The 14,438-nt window shown below is 72.2% G+C and carries 14 protein-coding genes; 5 read left to right on the top strand and 9 right to left on the bottom strand.

The window, feature by feature from the left end; all coding sequences use genetic code 11:
• Both ACXN5W_RS29320 and ACXN5W_RS29315 read left to right on the top strand, forming a co-directional pair.
• A partial coding sequence (locus ACXN5W_RS29320) for an RICIN domain-containing protein (protein WP_473161626.1) occupies positions 1 to 527 on the top strand: 527 nt, incomplete at its 5' end.
• 236 nt (positions 528 to 763) lie between these two features.
• Positions 764 to 1,501 carry a cellulose binding domain-containing protein gene (locus tag ACXN5W_RS29315; RefSeq protein ID WP_473161625.1) on the top strand — a complete coding sequence of 246 codons (738 nt, stop codon included), beginning with the start codon at positions 764 to 766 and terminating at the stop codon, positions 1,499 to 1,501.
• Here ACXN5W_RS29315 and ACXN5W_RS29310 read toward each other — a convergent pair.
• The 8 genes from ACXN5W_RS29310 to ACXN5W_RS29275 all read right to left on the bottom strand — a co-directional run bounded on the left by ACXN5W_RS29310 (position 1,487) and on the right by ACXN5W_RS29275 (position 10,651).
• Positions 1,487 to 2,551, bottom strand: a complete 1,065-nt coding sequence (locus ACXN5W_RS29310; protein ID WP_473161624.1) for an LLM class flavin-dependent oxidoreductase — start codon at positions 2,549 to 2,551, stop codon at positions 1,487 to 1,489. The genes ACXN5W_RS29315 and ACXN5W_RS29310 overlap by 15 nt on opposite strands.
• Positions 2,552 to 2,582: 31 nt before the next feature.
• Positions 2,583 to 3,914: an LLM class flavin-dependent oxidoreductase gene (locus ACXN5W_RS29305; protein ID WP_473161623.1), complete on the bottom strand. Its 1,332-nt coding sequence runs from the start codon at positions 3,912 to 3,914 to the stop codon at positions 2,583 to 2,585.
• A 3-nt stretch (positions 3,915 to 3,917) separates the two neighbouring features.
• Positions 3,918 to 4,655, bottom strand: coding sequence for an ABC transporter ATP-binding protein (locus tag ACXN5W_RS29300; protein WP_473161622.1), 738 nt, complete (start codon positions 4,653 to 4,655; stop codon positions 3,918 to 3,920).
• Positions 4,631 to 5,479, bottom strand: a complete 849-nt coding sequence (locus tag ACXN5W_RS29295; RefSeq protein ID WP_473161621.1) for an ABC transporter permease — start codon at positions 5,477 to 5,479, stop codon at positions 4,631 to 4,633. Before ACXN5W_RS29295 ends, ACXN5W_RS29300 begins: the two co-directional genes overlap by 25 nt.
• The gene (locus ACXN5W_RS29290) at positions 5,476 to 6,537 is read right to left on the bottom strand and encodes an ABC transporter substrate-binding protein (RefSeq protein ID WP_473161620.1); all 1,062 of its coding nucleotides are present in this window, start codon (positions 6,535 to 6,537) and stop codon (positions 5,476 to 5,478) included. The genes ACXN5W_RS29295 and ACXN5W_RS29290 overlap by 4 nt, the downstream gene beginning before the upstream one ends.
• On the bottom strand, positions 6,538 to 7,071 hold the full coding sequence (locus ACXN5W_RS29285) for a flavin reductase family protein (protein WP_473161619.1): 534 nt from the start codon (positions 7,069 to 7,071) through the stop codon (positions 6,538 to 6,540). It abuts the gene before it with no gap.
• 483 nt (positions 7,072 to 7,554) lie between these two features.
• Positions 7,555 to 8,904 carry a glycoside hydrolase family 6 protein gene (locus tag ACXN5W_RS29280; RefSeq protein ID WP_473161618.1) on the bottom strand — a complete coding sequence of 450 codons (1,350 nt, stop codon included), beginning with the start codon at positions 8,902 to 8,904 and terminating at the stop codon, positions 7,555 to 7,557.
• Between the two features lie 106 nt (positions 8,905 to 9,010).
• Positions 9,011 to 10,651 carry a cellulose-binding domain-containing protein gene (locus tag ACXN5W_RS29275; RefSeq protein WP_473161617.1) on the bottom strand — a complete coding sequence of 547 codons (1,641 nt, stop codon included), beginning with the start codon at positions 10,649 to 10,651 and terminating at the stop codon, positions 9,011 to 9,013.
• A gap of 444 nt (positions 10,652 to 11,095) precedes the next feature.
• On the opposite strand from ACXN5W_RS29275, the gene ACXN5W_RS29270 reads away from it, so the two are divergent.
• From ACXN5W_RS29270 to ACXN5W_RS29260, 3 genes are all read left to right on the top strand, one after another.
• A complete protein-coding gene (locus ACXN5W_RS29270; RefSeq protein WP_473161627.1) occupies positions 11,096 to 12,274 on the top strand; it encodes an MFS transporter in 1,179 nt (392 codons plus the stop codon).
• Positions 12,275 to 12,486: 212 nt separating this feature from the next.
• Positions 12,487 to 12,903: a hypothetical protein gene (locus ACXN5W_RS29265; protein ID WP_473161616.1), complete on the top strand. Its 417-nt coding sequence runs from the start codon at positions 12,487 to 12,489 to the stop codon at positions 12,901 to 12,903.
• A 41-nt stretch (positions 12,904 to 12,944) separates the two neighbouring features.
• Positions 12,945 to 13,862: a glycoside hydrolase family protein gene (locus ACXN5W_RS29260; protein ID WP_473161615.1), complete on the top strand. Its 918-nt coding sequence runs from the start codon at positions 12,945 to 12,947 to the stop codon at positions 13,860 to 13,862.
• 76 nt (positions 13,863 to 13,938) lie between these two features.
• Here the strand turns inward: ACXN5W_RS29260 and ACXN5W_RS29255 are convergent, their stop codons facing one another.
• Complete coding sequence (locus ACXN5W_RS29255) at positions 13,939 to 14,298, bottom strand: hypothetical protein (RefSeq protein WP_473161614.1); 360 nt, start codon at positions 14,296 to 14,298, stop codon at positions 13,939 to 13,941.
• Between the last annotated feature and the right edge of the window lie 140 nt (positions 14,299 to 14,438).

The raw sequence follows: 14,438 nt of genomic DNA, 5'->3' as shown, positions 1-14,438 counted from the left end.
CCGCCCTCACCACCGCCGACCTCATCGACGGAATCCACCCCACCGCCAACGGCTACGACAAAATGGCAGCCGTCTGGTACAACGCCCTACGCACCGTCCCCGGCAGCATCGGTGACCCGGGCACCACCCCACCGCCGACCACCGGCCAGCAGATCGTGGGCGGCCAGTCCGGGCGCTGCGTCGACGTACCGAACTCGTCCGCCACGAACGGCACCCAGGTGCAGTTGTGGGACTGTTCCGGCGGGAGCAACCAGTCCTGGACGTACACCTCCGGCAAGCAGTTCCAGACGTCCGGGAACAAGTGTCTGGACGCGAACGGCGGGGGCACCAGCAACGGCACGACGGTGATCGTCTGGGACTGCAACGGTCAGGCGAACCAGCAGTGGAACGTCAACTCCAACGGCACGATCACCGGCCAACAGTCGGGGCTGTGCCTGGACGCGAACGGTGCCGGAACGGCGAATGGGACGAAACTGATCCTGTGGTCCTGCAACGGCGGCGCCAATCAGCAGTGGAGCCGGCGATAGTACGACCCGGGTGGGGCCGGACGGACCCCTGGCCCCACCCAACATTTACTTGAATCAATGTTCAACAAATGCCAGACTGTCCCTCAGCCGACCAGGGATCCGCCGTACCCGGCGGATCCCCGGCGTGTCGGGGGTGGACAGCAATCGTGGCCCGCCGCCCGCCGCCGACGTCGAGCAGTCCGGTCGGGCCGCCCGTCGCCGAGTCCCGGCCGGGGGTCCGCGACAAGGAGGTACGGATGCTTCGAAAACTCAGCGCGGTGCTGGTCGCGGTGGCGCTGCCCCTGGCCGGCTGGTCCGGGACGGCCGGGGCTGCCCCGATAGCCACCCCGACGCCGACGATCATCGTGACCTGTCCACCGGCGCTGCCGATCTATGGCCAGGTGACGGCAGCGACCGCCACGAGCCTGACCGTCAGCTACTCGATCCTGTTCGCCCCGCCCTGCGGCTACAACCCGCCGATCACCGTCAGCCTCTTCACCAGTCAGGAGGACGCCAGGCAGTGGCTGAACCCGGTGGCCACCGGCACCTCCGGACCGGAACGCAGCGGGACCGTGACGATCGACGGGCTGACCCCCGACACCGCCTACTGGTTCCGGTACACCGACGCCGAGGGTCGGCGGGATCCGTACGTCGTGGGCGGACCGGCGCGGACCACGGCCCAGTCGGCCTGCGGCGCCACCTTCAAGATTGACAACTCCTGGACCGGCGGTTACGTCTCCACGGTCGAGGTCCGCAACACCGGCACCCAGCCGCTGCGGGGTTGGCAGGTGTCCTGGCGGTGGACCGGTGACGAGCGCATCTCGGCGCTCTGGAACGGCGTGCTGACGACCTACGGCTCCGACGTCGTGGTCCGCAACGCCTCGTACAACGGGACGCTGGCACCGGGCGCTTCGACGACGTTCGGGATGATGGTCTGGACTGGCACGGCGACCGGCCGGATCACCATGACCTGCACCCAGTCAGCCGCGCAGTAGCGGAAGAAGCCGGTCACCCTGCCGCTTGAGCTCCGGGAGGTAGGGGGTGTCGGAGAGGACGAAGTGGCGAATGCCGAGGCGCTCGTACCGGCGCAGCGACTTCGCCACCTCCTCCGCCGAGCCCACCAGCCAGGTGGTGCCGGCCCCACCCCCACCGAACCGGCCGGGCGTGGTGTAGAGATTGTCGTCGAGCACCTCCCCCCGGGTGGTCAGCTCCAGCAGCCGTTGCTGACCGACGGCGGCGTGCCACCGCCGGTCGCGTTCGACACCGTCGGCGGCCCGGGCCAGCGCGGTGACCTTGGCCTCGGCGTCGGCCCAGGCCTGCTCGCTGGTGTCCCGGACCAGCGTGGTGATCCGCAGCCCGAACTCCAGCGGCGGATGTTCGCGGCCCAGGCTCTCGCTGAGCCGCCTGAGGCGGTCGATCCGTTCCTCGACCCCGTCGAGCGGCTCACCCCAGAACAGCTGGACGTCGGCCTCGGTGGCGGCCACCCGCTCGGCCGCCGCCGAGGCACCGCCGAAGTAGAGCCGGGGATGCGTACGGTCGCCGTACGGCGCCAGCCGGGGCACCACCGTCGAGTCGACGACGCTGAAGTGCCGGCCGTCGTAGGTGACGTTCTCCTCGGCCCACAGCCGGCGGACGAGCTGGATGAACTCCTTCGTCCGGGCGTACCGGTCGGCCTGGTCACCCTCGCTGTCGCCGTACGCCCGCAGGTTGTCCTTGCCGGAGACGATGTTGATCAGCACCCGTCCGCCGGTGAGCTGGTCCAGCGTCGCCGCGGCGGACGCGAAGTTCGCCGGATGCCAGTAGCCGGGCCGGATCGCGATCAGCGGCTGGAACGTGGTCGTCCGCGCGGCGAGCGCGGTGGCGACCGTGAACGTGTCGGGCCGACCCCAACCGGTGCCGATGAGCGCCCCACCCCAGCCGTGCGCCTCGAGCGCCCTGGCCTGGCTGGTCAGGGTCTCCAGACTGTTGTGGTTCTCGACGACGTCGTCACCACGGTGACCGGGATGGACCTGGTTCGGGATGTACCAGAGGAATTCGGAACTCACGGGGCACCTCCTGGGTCTCGGCGGTCACCGGTCAGTGCGCCAGGGCCACGGCCGGAGCCGCGGACCGGTTGACCGGCCGGGCCAACCCGTAGTGCTCGCGCAGGGTCCGGCCGGTGTACTCGGTGCGGAACAGGCCGCGACGTTGCAGGATCGGCACGACGTGGTCGACGAACGCCGTCAGCCCGGAGGGCAGGACCGGCGGCATGATGTTGAACCCGTCGGCGGCGCCGTTGGCGTACCAGTGCGCGATCGCGTCGGCGACCTGCTCCGGCGTACCGGCGAAGGTGCGGTGGCCGCGCCCGCCGCCGAGCCGGCCGATGAGCTGCCGGACGGTCAGCCGCTCCCGCCGGGCCAGCGCGACGATCAGGGTGTAGCGGCTCTTGGCGCCCTCGATCTCGTCCTCGTCGGGCAGGTCGTCGGGCAGTTGGGCGTCCAGTTCGAGCCGGTCGGGGTCGACCCGGAGCGTGTTGGCGAGCTGCCGCCGGGCGTACTCCGGTTTGATCAGGTGGTCCAGTTCCTCCTCCAACGCGCGGGCCTCGGCCTCCGTCGCGCCGATCGCGGGCACGATCCCGGGCAGGATCTTGATGGTGTCCGGGTCCCGGCCGGCCTGGGCCGTCCGGTGCTTGAGGTCGCGGTAGAACGCCTGCGCCTCGGCCAGGGTCTGCTGGGCCGTGAACACCGCCTCGGCGTACCGGGCGGCCAGCACCTTGCCGTCCTCGGACGATCCGGCCTGGACGAGCAGCGGGTGGCCCTGCGGCGAACGGGGCAGGTTCAGCGGGCCGGCGACCTTGAAGTGCCGGCCCCGATGGTTCGGCGGGTAGAGCAGGTCGTCGTCGCCCCAGCGGCCGGCCGCCTTGTCGCCCAGCGGCGCCGCGTCGTCCCAACTGTCCCAGAGCTTCAACGACACCTCGACGAACTCGGCGGCGCGTTCGTAGCGGTCCCGGTGCGCGGGCAGTTCGTCGAGGTTGAAGTTGCGGGCCGCGTCCAGACCGGCCGTGGTCACGATGTTCCAGCCGGCCCGCCCGCCGCTGACGAAGTCCACCGAGGCGAACCGCCGGGCCAGGTTGAACGGCTCGTTGTACGTGGTGGAGGCGGTGGCTATCAGTCCGATGTGGCTGGTCGCACCGGCGAGCGCGGTGAGCAGCACCGTCGGTTCGAGCGTGCCGGACGGCCGGCGGCCGATGCTGTTCCACAGCACCGGGCTGTCGGCCAGGAAGAGGGAGTCGAGCTTGCCCCGTTCGGCGATGCGGGCCAGCCGCTTGAAATGCTCGACGTCGGTCTGGGCGAACGGGTCGCTCTCCGGCAGCCGCCAGGCGGCCTCGTGGTGGCCGACACCCATCAGGAACGCGTTGAGGTGCAGCACGGGTCATCCTTCCGTCTCGGCCACGCCGAGCGCGGTCAGCAGCAGATTGCGGTACGACTGGAAGCGCGGGTGCCGGGGCGACCGGGGCGCGGGCAGGTCGATGGTCTGGTCGACGGCGATCCGGCCGTCCTGGAGCACCAGCACCCGGTCCGCCAGCGCGACCGCCTCGTCCACGTCATGGGTCACCAGCAGCACGGCCGGCCGGTGCCGGGCGCACAGCTCGCGCAGCAGGCCGTGCATCCGGATCCGGGTCAGCGCGTCCAGCGCGCCGAACGGCTCGTCGGCCAGCAGCAGCGCCGGCTCCGAGACGAGCGCCCGGGCCAGGGCCACCCGCTGCTGCTCGCCGCCGGAGAGCTGACCGGGCCAGGCCCGTTCCCGGTCGGCGAGCCCGACCTCGGCCAGCGCGGCCCGGCCGCTGGCCGTGGCGTCCGGGCCGCGCAGCCCGAGCACCACGTTGGCCAGCACCCGCTGCCAGGGCAGCAGCCGGGCGTCCTGGAACACCACCGCCGAGTTGTCCGGCACCTCGACCACGCCGTCGCCGGTGACCGTGTGGTCCAGGCCGGCGAGCGCCCGCAGCAGGGTGCTCTTGCCGGAACCACTCCGCCCCAGCAACGCCACGAACTCGCTGCCCCGGATGTCGAGGTCCAGACCGGCGAGCACGTCGCGACCGCCGAACCGCCGGGTCAGTCCCCGGACCCGGACGGCCGGGGCGAGGGTCAGTCCGCCAGCGTGCGCCGCCATGCCAGGGCCCTCCTCTGCACGAGCCGGACGGCGCCGTCGGACAGCAGCCCGAGCAGGCCGTAGAGGACGAGGCCGACGATGATGACGTCGGTCTGGCCGTACTGGCGGGCCAGGTCCATCATGTAGCCGATGCCGCTGGTCGAGTTGATCTGCTCGACCACCACCAGCGACAGCCAGGCGGCGACCACCGCGAAGCGCAGGCCCAGCAGGAAGCCGGGCAGGGCCCCCGGGAGCACGACCCGCCGCAGGAAGACGGCCGGCCGCAGCCGCAGCGACTCGCTCAGCTCCACGTACCGGGCGTCGATCCCGCGCAGCCCGTTGTGGGTGTGCAGGTAGATCGGCACGAACACGCCCAGGGTGATGGTGGTGACCTTCATCTGCTCGCCGATGCCCAGCCAGAGGATGAGCAGCGGCAGGAGGGCCAGGGCGGGGATGGCGCGCTTGATCTGGATCGGGCCGTCGAGCACCGCCTCGCCCCAGCGGCTCAGCCCGGCCACCAGCGCGACGGCGGTGCCGATGACGACGCCGAAGGCCAGGCCCAGTCCGGCGCGCTGGGCGGAGACCGCGAGGTTGGCCGGCAACCGGCCGTCCGCGATCAGGTCGCCGGCGGTGGTCACCACCGTCCACGGCGCGGACAGGATCCGCGGGTCGATCCAGCCGGCGGCCGAGCCGACCGACCACAGCGCCAGCAGCAGCAGTGGACCGACGGCCGAGCCGAACCGGATGGGTCGGCCGGGGCCGAGCCGTCGACGGCGGGCGGGCACGATCCGGGTACGGGAGGCGGGGCGCAGCGTGGCCGGCGCCGGCCGGGTCACCACGGTCACGACCGCACCCCCAGCGCGCTGATCGCCGTCGCGGCGACGGACTCGTACCGGCGGTCGTAGAGATCGGCGGCCCGGAGCGGCTTGTTGCCGGTCTCCCTGACCAGCAGATCGATGGTCTCCTGGTGCCGGGCGATGGCGTCGGTCCAGTCCGGCGGGATGTCGGACCGGCCGGCGTTGTCCACCAGCCACCGCCCGTCGGCCGGGGTCAGTCCCTGGTCCTTGACGTAGTAGCGCTCGATCCACTCCTGCGGATGGGTCTCCCGCCACACCCACGCCCGGGCCCACCGCTGGACGTACTCGCGGATCGCCGCCGCCTTCCCGGCGTCGGCCAGCACGGTGGTGGGAGCGTAGAGGTGGCCGGGATCGTCGCGCAGGCCGTGCGCGATGGTCCGGCCGCCCTCGGCCGCGTACCTGGCCTCGTACCGCTTGATCTGCACGCCGCCGATCGGCGCCACGTCGACCTGGCGGCTGGCCAGCGCGGTGAGGTAGACGTCGTTGGTGCTGGGCAGTTCCACCAGCCGGACGTCGTCCTTGGTCAGGCCGGCCTTGTGCAGGACCCGCAGCACGAGCGCGCCCTGGGCCTGGCCGGGGCTGTAGGCGATCCGCTTGCCGCGCAGGTCGGCGAGGCCGGTGACGGTCGCCCCCGGTGCGATCCCGAGCCGGTAGATGGCGTGGTTGAGCGGGTCCTTACGGAACCGTGCCGCGACGATCCGGGTGGGGATGTTGGTCCACTGCGAGTGGATCGGGGGGATGTCGGCCACCGCCCCGAGGTCGAGCGCGTGGGCGCGGAACGCCTCCAGGGTCTGCGGTCCACCGCTGATGTTGGCCCACTCCACCTTGAAGGTGAACTTGGCCGCCTCACCGGAGAACTCGATCGCCTTCTGGTGCTCCTTGTCACCGACGACGAGTTTGGTGCCGGCCGGCACTTCTTCGGCGAGCGGGCCGTTCAGCGCCGCCGCGGTGACCGCGATGCCCTCCCGGCCGCAGCCGGCCAGGGTGAGGGCCGTCGCACCGACCGCGGCGGCCAGGAACGCCCGGCGGTCCAGGATGGTTGGCACTCATGCCTCCTTCGGGTACGGGGATCCGGCGTCGGCGCGCAACGCCGCGTAGCGCCCCTGGTGGTAGAGCAGTGGCTCGCCCCCGGCGCCCTGACCGGCGGCCACCGGCTCGGCGAGGACGATGTCGTGGTCGCCGGCGGTGAACCGGCCGATGACCCGGCCGACCAGCCAGGCCAGGACGTCGTGCAGCACGGGTACGCCGTGCGGGCCGAGGCTCCAGCCGGCACGGCCGGGGGCGAACCGGTCGATGCCGCTGGTCGAGAAGATCCGGGCGACCTCGTCCTGACCGTGGGCCAGCAGGTGTACGGCGATGTGGTCCGCCCGACTGACCCCCGGCCAGGCCGACGCGGTGTGCGCGACGCAGAACGAGACCAGCGGGGGGCGCAGCGAGACGGAGGTGAACGAGGTCGCGGTGAACCCGACCGGCGGGTCACCGGCGGCGGTCACCACGGTGACGGCGGCGGCCTGGTGACGTAGCAGGCCACGCAGTTCGTCGGGATCCAACGTGGTCGCGGGTTCGGCGGTGATGGACATGGCGTGCCTCCTCCTGGATGGCGGATGCGCGGACGCGGACGCCGATCGGGCGTCAGCGGACGGCGGGAGTTCGCGGGCCGCGCGCCCGGACGGGCGCGCGGACCTGCCGCGAGACGGTGTGGGAGCCGCGTTGGCCGGGCCCGACGGTGGGCGGCTGGGCGCGGAGAAGGAAAGCGGTCGGTCAGCGGCAGCGGCCGCACGCGGCGGTCCAGCCGCGGCAGCAGCCCCGCGACACCGCGACGGCGGTGGCATCCAGCGGAGCGCTCTGCATTGCCATGCTCACAGCTTTATCCTTGTTTTCCTATCGGGCAAGTAGGTTTCATGACGTGAGACGCGCCGAAGCGATCCAGGTCGATCGTCAGGGGATCTCAGCCGCGACAGCTCAGCCGGCTCAGCCGGCTCAGCCGGCTCCGCCCGCGACGCCCCGGCCGGGCTCCCGCGACATCCAGGCGGGCCCCGGCCAGCGGCGTACCGGCCGACGCCTCAGCTCGGCGGCAGCGGCGGGTAGGCGTTCGTCATGAGTTCGGCGAACGCGGCGGGGAACCAGGCACCCACCGGTGGCGCGTTCCGGGCCGCGCCGGTGGGCGGCCAGCCGGAAGCCGTCGGCGGCCGGTAGTCCGGATCGCACTTCGAGTCGAACCCACTGCCCGGGACGCCGGCCTGAGCCGGGTCACCGGCGCCGTCGGAGGTGCCCGGCGGCTTCATCCAGACGTACGCGTCGATGCCGGGTTGCGGCGCCGTGACCGGACGCTCACCGAGGCCGGCGCCGGTCTGGTTGCACCAGTTGTCCGCCGAGATCCGCCGGTCGACGCGGGACTGGTCGACGAAGGTGTTCACATCGATCGACGAACTCGGGCCGGTCGGCCGCCCCGGGCCGCCCCAGCCGTTGCGGGAGGTGTCGATCAGCACCCCGAGTCCGTCCGGGAAGCCGGCCGCGACCAACTCCCGCCGCAGCTGCTGGGCGTACGGCAGCTCGGCCACGAACGGGTTCCAGTCCACCCACCGGGTGTATTTCACCGGTGTGCCGTAGACCACGGTGTCCGCCGTGAAGTACGGCTCGACCAGGGCGCTGTAGCCGGCGGTGTTGACGATGAGGCCGTCGACGCCGCTCATCCCGGCCCGGGTGCCACCGACGATGCTGGCGAGCAGGCGTACCGCCTCGACCCGCTCGGGGTCCCAGCCCAACTGCGCGTGATGGCCCGCACCCAGGTACGTGTAGAGGTTCGAGTACGGGTGGAGCTGGTCCAGCGCGTACCGGATGCCGGTGACGTAGTCACCGCTGGCGGCCACCTTGTCGCACAGCAACGGGCCGTTGCTGTAGGTCAGCGCCGGCACGGCCTCGGGTTCGAGCACGTTGATGATGCGCAGCCGCCGGTACTTCGGGTCCCGCTCGATGGCCACGATCGGGTCGATGAACTCCCGCTGGTAGCGGCTCACCTCACCGAGCTCGAAGTCACCGGCGGGCCGCAGCCGGACACAGTCCCGGGCGGGCAGGTCGTCCAGCACCACCTGCACGTAGCCGGCGCGCTGGGCCAGCGCGGCGTCCAGGTGGGCCCGCAGCCCCATCCCGCCCGGTTCGCCGGCGATCCGGGCGGTCCGGTCCAGCCAGAGGCCGGTGGGGTTGCCCGAGACCCGGCCGCCACCCGGGACGCTTTCGGCCAACGCGCGCCACTGTGGGTCGACGTAACCCGGCACCCCGGCGTACGGATTGTCCGCGTGCGGCGGCCGAGGGCTGGCCCCGGCGGGCGCGGCCACCGCGACCGCGGCGCTCACCAGGGCGGCGACCACGGTGCCGGCGACCAGGCGACGCGGAACTCTTCCGGTGACAGACACTCGCACTCCCCCGCGGCACGGACGACAAACCGACCAATACATTGACGCTTATCTTCCCCTGAAGCGCAAGGGCGGGTGCCGGGACGTCCCGACACCCACACCCGCGTTACAGCGTCACCGGTCGACCGCCCAGGGTCACCACCAGGTGGCCGTCGCTGGCGAAGGACCAGCCCAGCGCGCCCGAGTAGACGGAGCACCGGGATCCGTTCGAGCCGGACCAGAACTGGTTGGAGCCGTCGACGTTGCCGACGGTCTTGTCGTTCGATCCGCCGCCACTGAACCGGCACGAGGTGTTGCTCCGGAACACCGAGGTGCCGGCGTCGAACGAGTAGTTGCGCTCCTTGTTGTCGATGCTGAGGTTGTTCGAGATCGACATGCTGCCCGGGTTGCTGTTGTAGGTGAACCCGTGATGGCCGTTGCGGTAGGCGATGCTGCGCCGGACGACATGGTTGACCGCGATGTCGTCGCCGCCGAGCTTGTAGCCGTTCCGGTCGCCGTTGGTGTTCACGGTGCCGTTGCTGAGCGTGCCGTTGTTGTACGACAGGGAGTCCTCGATGGTCACCACGCCGATCGGACCGGTGTCCGTCTTGGTGTACAGGTCCCAGCCGTCGTCGATGTTGTTGTGTGACACCGCGTACCGGAAGACGTTGCCGGGCCCGGCGGTCAGCTTCGCGGCGAACCCGTCGGCGTCCTCACCGTCGGAGTCGGCGTTGTCGTGCGACTCGGCGCTGAGCACGAGGTTGTTGGACGGCCACTGGGCCTTGGGGGTGTCCGAGGCGATCCGCGAGATCTGCAACCCCGAGTCGTGGTTGAAACGGGTCACCGTGCGTTCGATGATGTTGTTGCTGCCGCCGACGAAGATGCCGTTGTCGCCGGCCCGCTCGACCACGATGCCGTAGAGGTGCCAGTACGAACCGTTCAGGGCCAGCCCACGGTTCGCCGAGTTCTCGCTCATCGCCGCGAAGCTCAACACCGGGGTCTCACCGGGGTAGGCGTACAGGTTCTTCCGGGCGCTGGCGGTGCCGCTGTTGCTCTGCGCGATGGTGATGGTCTGCGCGAGGTTGTAGGTCCCGCCGCGCAGGTAGATCATCCCGCCCGGGGCGACCCGGGTGATGGCCGAGGCGAGCGTGGTGGGGCTCGCCTGGGTGCCGGGGGCGCTCGCGCTGCCGGTCGCCGACACGTACAGGGTCCCGCTCGGCGGCGCACTGGTCGGCGGCGCGCTCGTCGGCGGCGCACTGGTCGGCGGTGCGGTCGTCGGCGGCGCACTGGTCGGCGGCGCGGTCGTCGGCGGCGCGCTCGTCGGCGCGCCGGTGCTGGGGGTGACCCCGCCGGTGCAGGTCACGCCGTTGACCGCGAAGCTGGCCGGCACCGGGTTGCCGCTGCCGGTCCAACTGCCGTTGAAGCCGAACGAGACCGTGGCGTTGGTGCCGACGCCGCCGTTGTAGCTCACGTTCTCGGCGCGGACGTTGCCGCCACTCTGCGTGACGGTGGCTCCCCACGCCTGAGTGACCGTCTGGCCGGCGGTGAACGACCAGGTGACGGCCCAGGAGGTGAGCGGGTCGCCCAGGTTGGTGAGGTTGACGTTCGCGGTGAACCCGCCGGGCCACTGCGAGGCCACCGCGTAGTCGACCTGGCAACCGGCCGCCGCGTGAGCCGCGTTCGCGGTGGCCACGACACCGGCCGTGGCGAGCGCCACCGCCACCACCGCGGAGATCCGTTTCGCACCGCGGCGTTGTCCATGGATCATTGCCTGCTCCTGTGGGTTCGTGGATCACGGCCCGCGGATGCCGACACCGGTGCCCAGCCGGTGCCGAGGCGGGCCCTTCCTACCCGGACGCCCATCGGAGACGGGCCCTCGCGCCGGACCGGCCCGGCCGACGCGCGCACGTGCGGGTCGCCGGGGCGGCCCGAGGGGGCGGTGCCGGCCGGAGCCGGCGCGCTTTGCCCCCCGGATGCGGGAAAGCGCTTTCCAGCATAGTGAGCTGGATCTATACGGTCAACCGCGGTCGCCCGGCCGCCATACCACCCGGCCGCCGAAATGCCGCCCTCGGCGCAGGCCCGCCAGGCTGGCCGGCGTACGGTCGATCTCTCCTGTCGCTGTCGGCGGACCAGCTCCACGGACAGCGGGCCTGACCGGAAGGAGCCGTCGGTGCGACAGCCACCCACCACCACAGCCCGAGACGCACGGCGACTGCTGACCGCCCGCACCGGGGTGGCGGTGGTGTTCGGCCTCAACGGACTGGCCGTGGCCAGCTGGTTCGCCCGGATACCGGCCGCCCGCGACGAGCTGTCCATCGGCGCCGGCCAGCTCGGCCTGGTGCTGCTGGCCATGTCGGCGGGGGCCGTGCTGGCCATGTCGACCGCCGGCGCCGCGGTACACCGCCTGGGCCCGGCCCGGATGGTGGTCGCGACGACCCTGCTGGTGGCCGTCGGGCTCACCGTGACGGGCCTGGGCGTGGCGGTCTGGACGTCGACCCCGGTCACGGCCATCGGGCTGCTCGCGCTCGGCTACGGCTCCGGGGGCTGCGACGTGGCGATGAACGTCGAGGCAGCCGCCGTCGAGCGCGGGCTCGCCCGCACGGTGATGCCGCGCTTCCACGCGGCCTGGAGCCTGGGTACGGTCACCGGCGGCGGACTCGGGGCGGCCAGCGCGCACGTCGGGGTGCCCATCGCCGTACACCTGGCCACCGTCGCGGCGGTGGTGCTCGCCGGTACGGTCGCCGGCACCCGCCGCTTCCTGTCCAGCCGGGCCGCCGGCGAACCCGACGAGCGACCCGGGGCGGGTCGCGGCAGCGGCGTCCTCGCCGCCTGGCGTGAACCCCGGACCCTGCTGGTCGGGCTGTTCGTGCTGGTGATGGCCTTCACCGAGGGGACCGCCAACGACTGGGTCGGGGTTGCCTTCGTCGACGGGTACGACTTCAGCGAGGCCGCCGGCGCCGCCGTGTTCGGGCTGTTCGTCGGCGCGATGACCGTTGGTCGGCTGGTCGGCACCGTCGCGCTGGACCGCTGGGGCCGGGTTCCCGTGCTCCTCGGCACGATCGGGCTGGCCGCGGGCGGGGTACTGCTCGCCGTGCTCGGCGGGTCCGGGCCGGTCGCGCTGGTCGGGGTCGGGGCCTGGGGTCTCGGTGCGTCGTTGGGATTCCCGGTCGGGATGAGCGCGGCGGCCGACGAGGAGGACCGGGCACCGGCCCGGGTCAGCGTGGTCGCGATGATCGGTTACACGGCGTTCCTCGGTGGACCACCGTTGGTCGGGCTGCTCGGTGACCGACAGGGCACCCTGCGGGCGCTGCTGGTCGTCCCGGTGCTGCTGCTCGCCGCGCTGGTCCTGGTGCCCGCCACCCGCCGGCCGACGCCGACGCCGGGCCGATGACCCGTTGCGCCGCCCCCGGCCGCCGGTCCGCGACCGCGAGGACACCCTCGGTGCCTGACCGGTGACCTGTCGCGACGCCCTGGTCGACCGCTGACCGGCCCACCGGAACCTCCCGGTTTCCGGGGCACCGAGAGTGGGCACCAGAGGGCCAAGACTAAGATCCGATCGACGTCGATCACCCTGTCACCGGGATCAGTGAAGGACAGCCATCCATGATCATGGCCTTGTTGCTCGACCTCGCCAACATCGTCGGCGGGTTCCTGCTCGCCATCGCCCTGCTGAGTCGGCTACCCCGGGTGGGTGACGACCTCGGCCGGGCCGCCGGTCGGATCGAGGCGTTCGGCTGGCTGGTCGGCATCGTCGCGCTGGTGACCGGCGGGTACTACCTGATCGTCCACCTCATCTCCGGGCCCCGGGTCTTCCACTTCGAGGTGGTCGGCATCCTCGTGGGCGTCGCCCTGCTGTGGGACCGGCTGACCGGCCGCCCGGCGCCCCGGCCGGACGGTGTCGCCGGCTCGGCCCCCCGGGCGAAGAGCCACGCCGTCACCGGCGCCCGGCTGCTGCTCGCCATCTTCGGCATCATCGCCATCGTCGTCGGCATCCAGGGCCTGTTCACCCCGGACGGCTGATCCGGGGCCCGTTCGTCCGGGGGTGCTGAGAGGATCAACCGATGGTGCCTCGGATCCCCGATTTCCCCGTCCCCACCGGAGAACGCTCGACCGTCGTCGTCGCGCCGCCCGCCGGCGGCGTCGGCTCGTGGGCCGGCGCGCCCAGCGTGGCGTACGCCGACGGTGTCACCTATCTCGCCTACCGCCTCCGCCGGCCGGTCGGCGAGGGTCGCGGGGTGGCCAACGTGATAGCCAGGTCCACCGACGGGGAGACGTTCGAGCCCATCGGACAGGTGGACAAGCACCGCTTCGGTGCCGAGTCGCTGGAACGTCCGGCCCTGGTGCGCACCCCCGAGGGCCGGTGGCGACTGTACGTCAGCTGCGCCACGCCGGGCACGAAGCACTGGCGGGTGGACCTGCTGGAGGCGGACGAGCCGGGCGAACTGCCGACGGCGCCGGCCCGGACGGTGCTGCCCGGCGACGACACCGTGGGGGTCAAGGACCCGGTCCTGCTGCACCACGGCGGCCGGTGGCACCTCTGGGCCTCCTGCCACCCGCTGGAGTCCAGCGAGCACGCCGACCGGATGACCACCCGGTACGCCACCAGCCCGGACGGCGTCGCCTGGACCTGGCGGGACACGGTGCTGTCCGGTCGGCCCGGCCGGTGGGATGCCCGGGGTACCCGGGTCAGCGCCGTCATCCCCACCCCCGGCGGCATCATGGCCAGCTACGACGGGCGGGCCACCGCGGCCGAGAACTTCGAGGAGCGCACCGGCACCGCCCGCGCCGACGTCGATGCCGACGGCCTGTTCGGCCCGTTCACGGCCGACGATCGCGCACCGGTCGGGTCCACGTACACCGGCGGCGGTCTGCGCTACCTCAGCGTGCTACCCCGGCCGGACGGCCCGGGGTACCGGCTGTTCTACGAGGTCGCCCGGCCAGACGGTGCCCACGAGCTACGCACCGAACTCGCCGGGTAAGCCCAGCGGCCGTCCCGCCCCGCGCCGCTGATGGCCGGCTGTCCCGTCCTGGCGATGATCCCGATGTCCCGGACGGTCATGTCTTCTCCGGTGTCTGCGGTCCGTCCGTGGGCCGGCGGCGGCTGCGGTGCCGAGTTGGCCAGCCGAGGAAGCGGTCGAACAGGTTCCTGACGTCGCCGATGGTGCTCGGGTTGAGCCGGTGCAGGTCGTCGATTGCCTCATGTAGGCAGCCAGAAAGGTAGATGAGCAGGTTGAGCCGGCTGTCCTGGTAGCTGGACAACAGGGCGAGCTTGGCCCGTCCGCATGGCCAGGGCTGGCCGCACAACCGGCACAGCCAGAGCGGACGCAGCGGCAGATGTTCCGGCGATGGGCTCGGCGCCGCAGCGGCCGACAGGCCGTCGCCGGTCGCGGCGTGCCGCGACGCGTACCCCGTCATGGTCGGCCTCCAGTCGGTGCTGGTCTCGGTGTGCGGTGGGGGGTTTGGGGGTGTCGGTAAGGAGCCCCCCCTGGGTCAACGGCGGAGGGAGAGCAACCTACTGCCTCTCCCTGTAAACCCTTTTTCTGTCCGCAAGAGGG

The sequence above is a fragment of the Plantactinospora sp. A48 genome (assembly GCF_055793945.1).
This window is presented reverse-complemented; position numbering and strand designations above follow the sequence as displayed.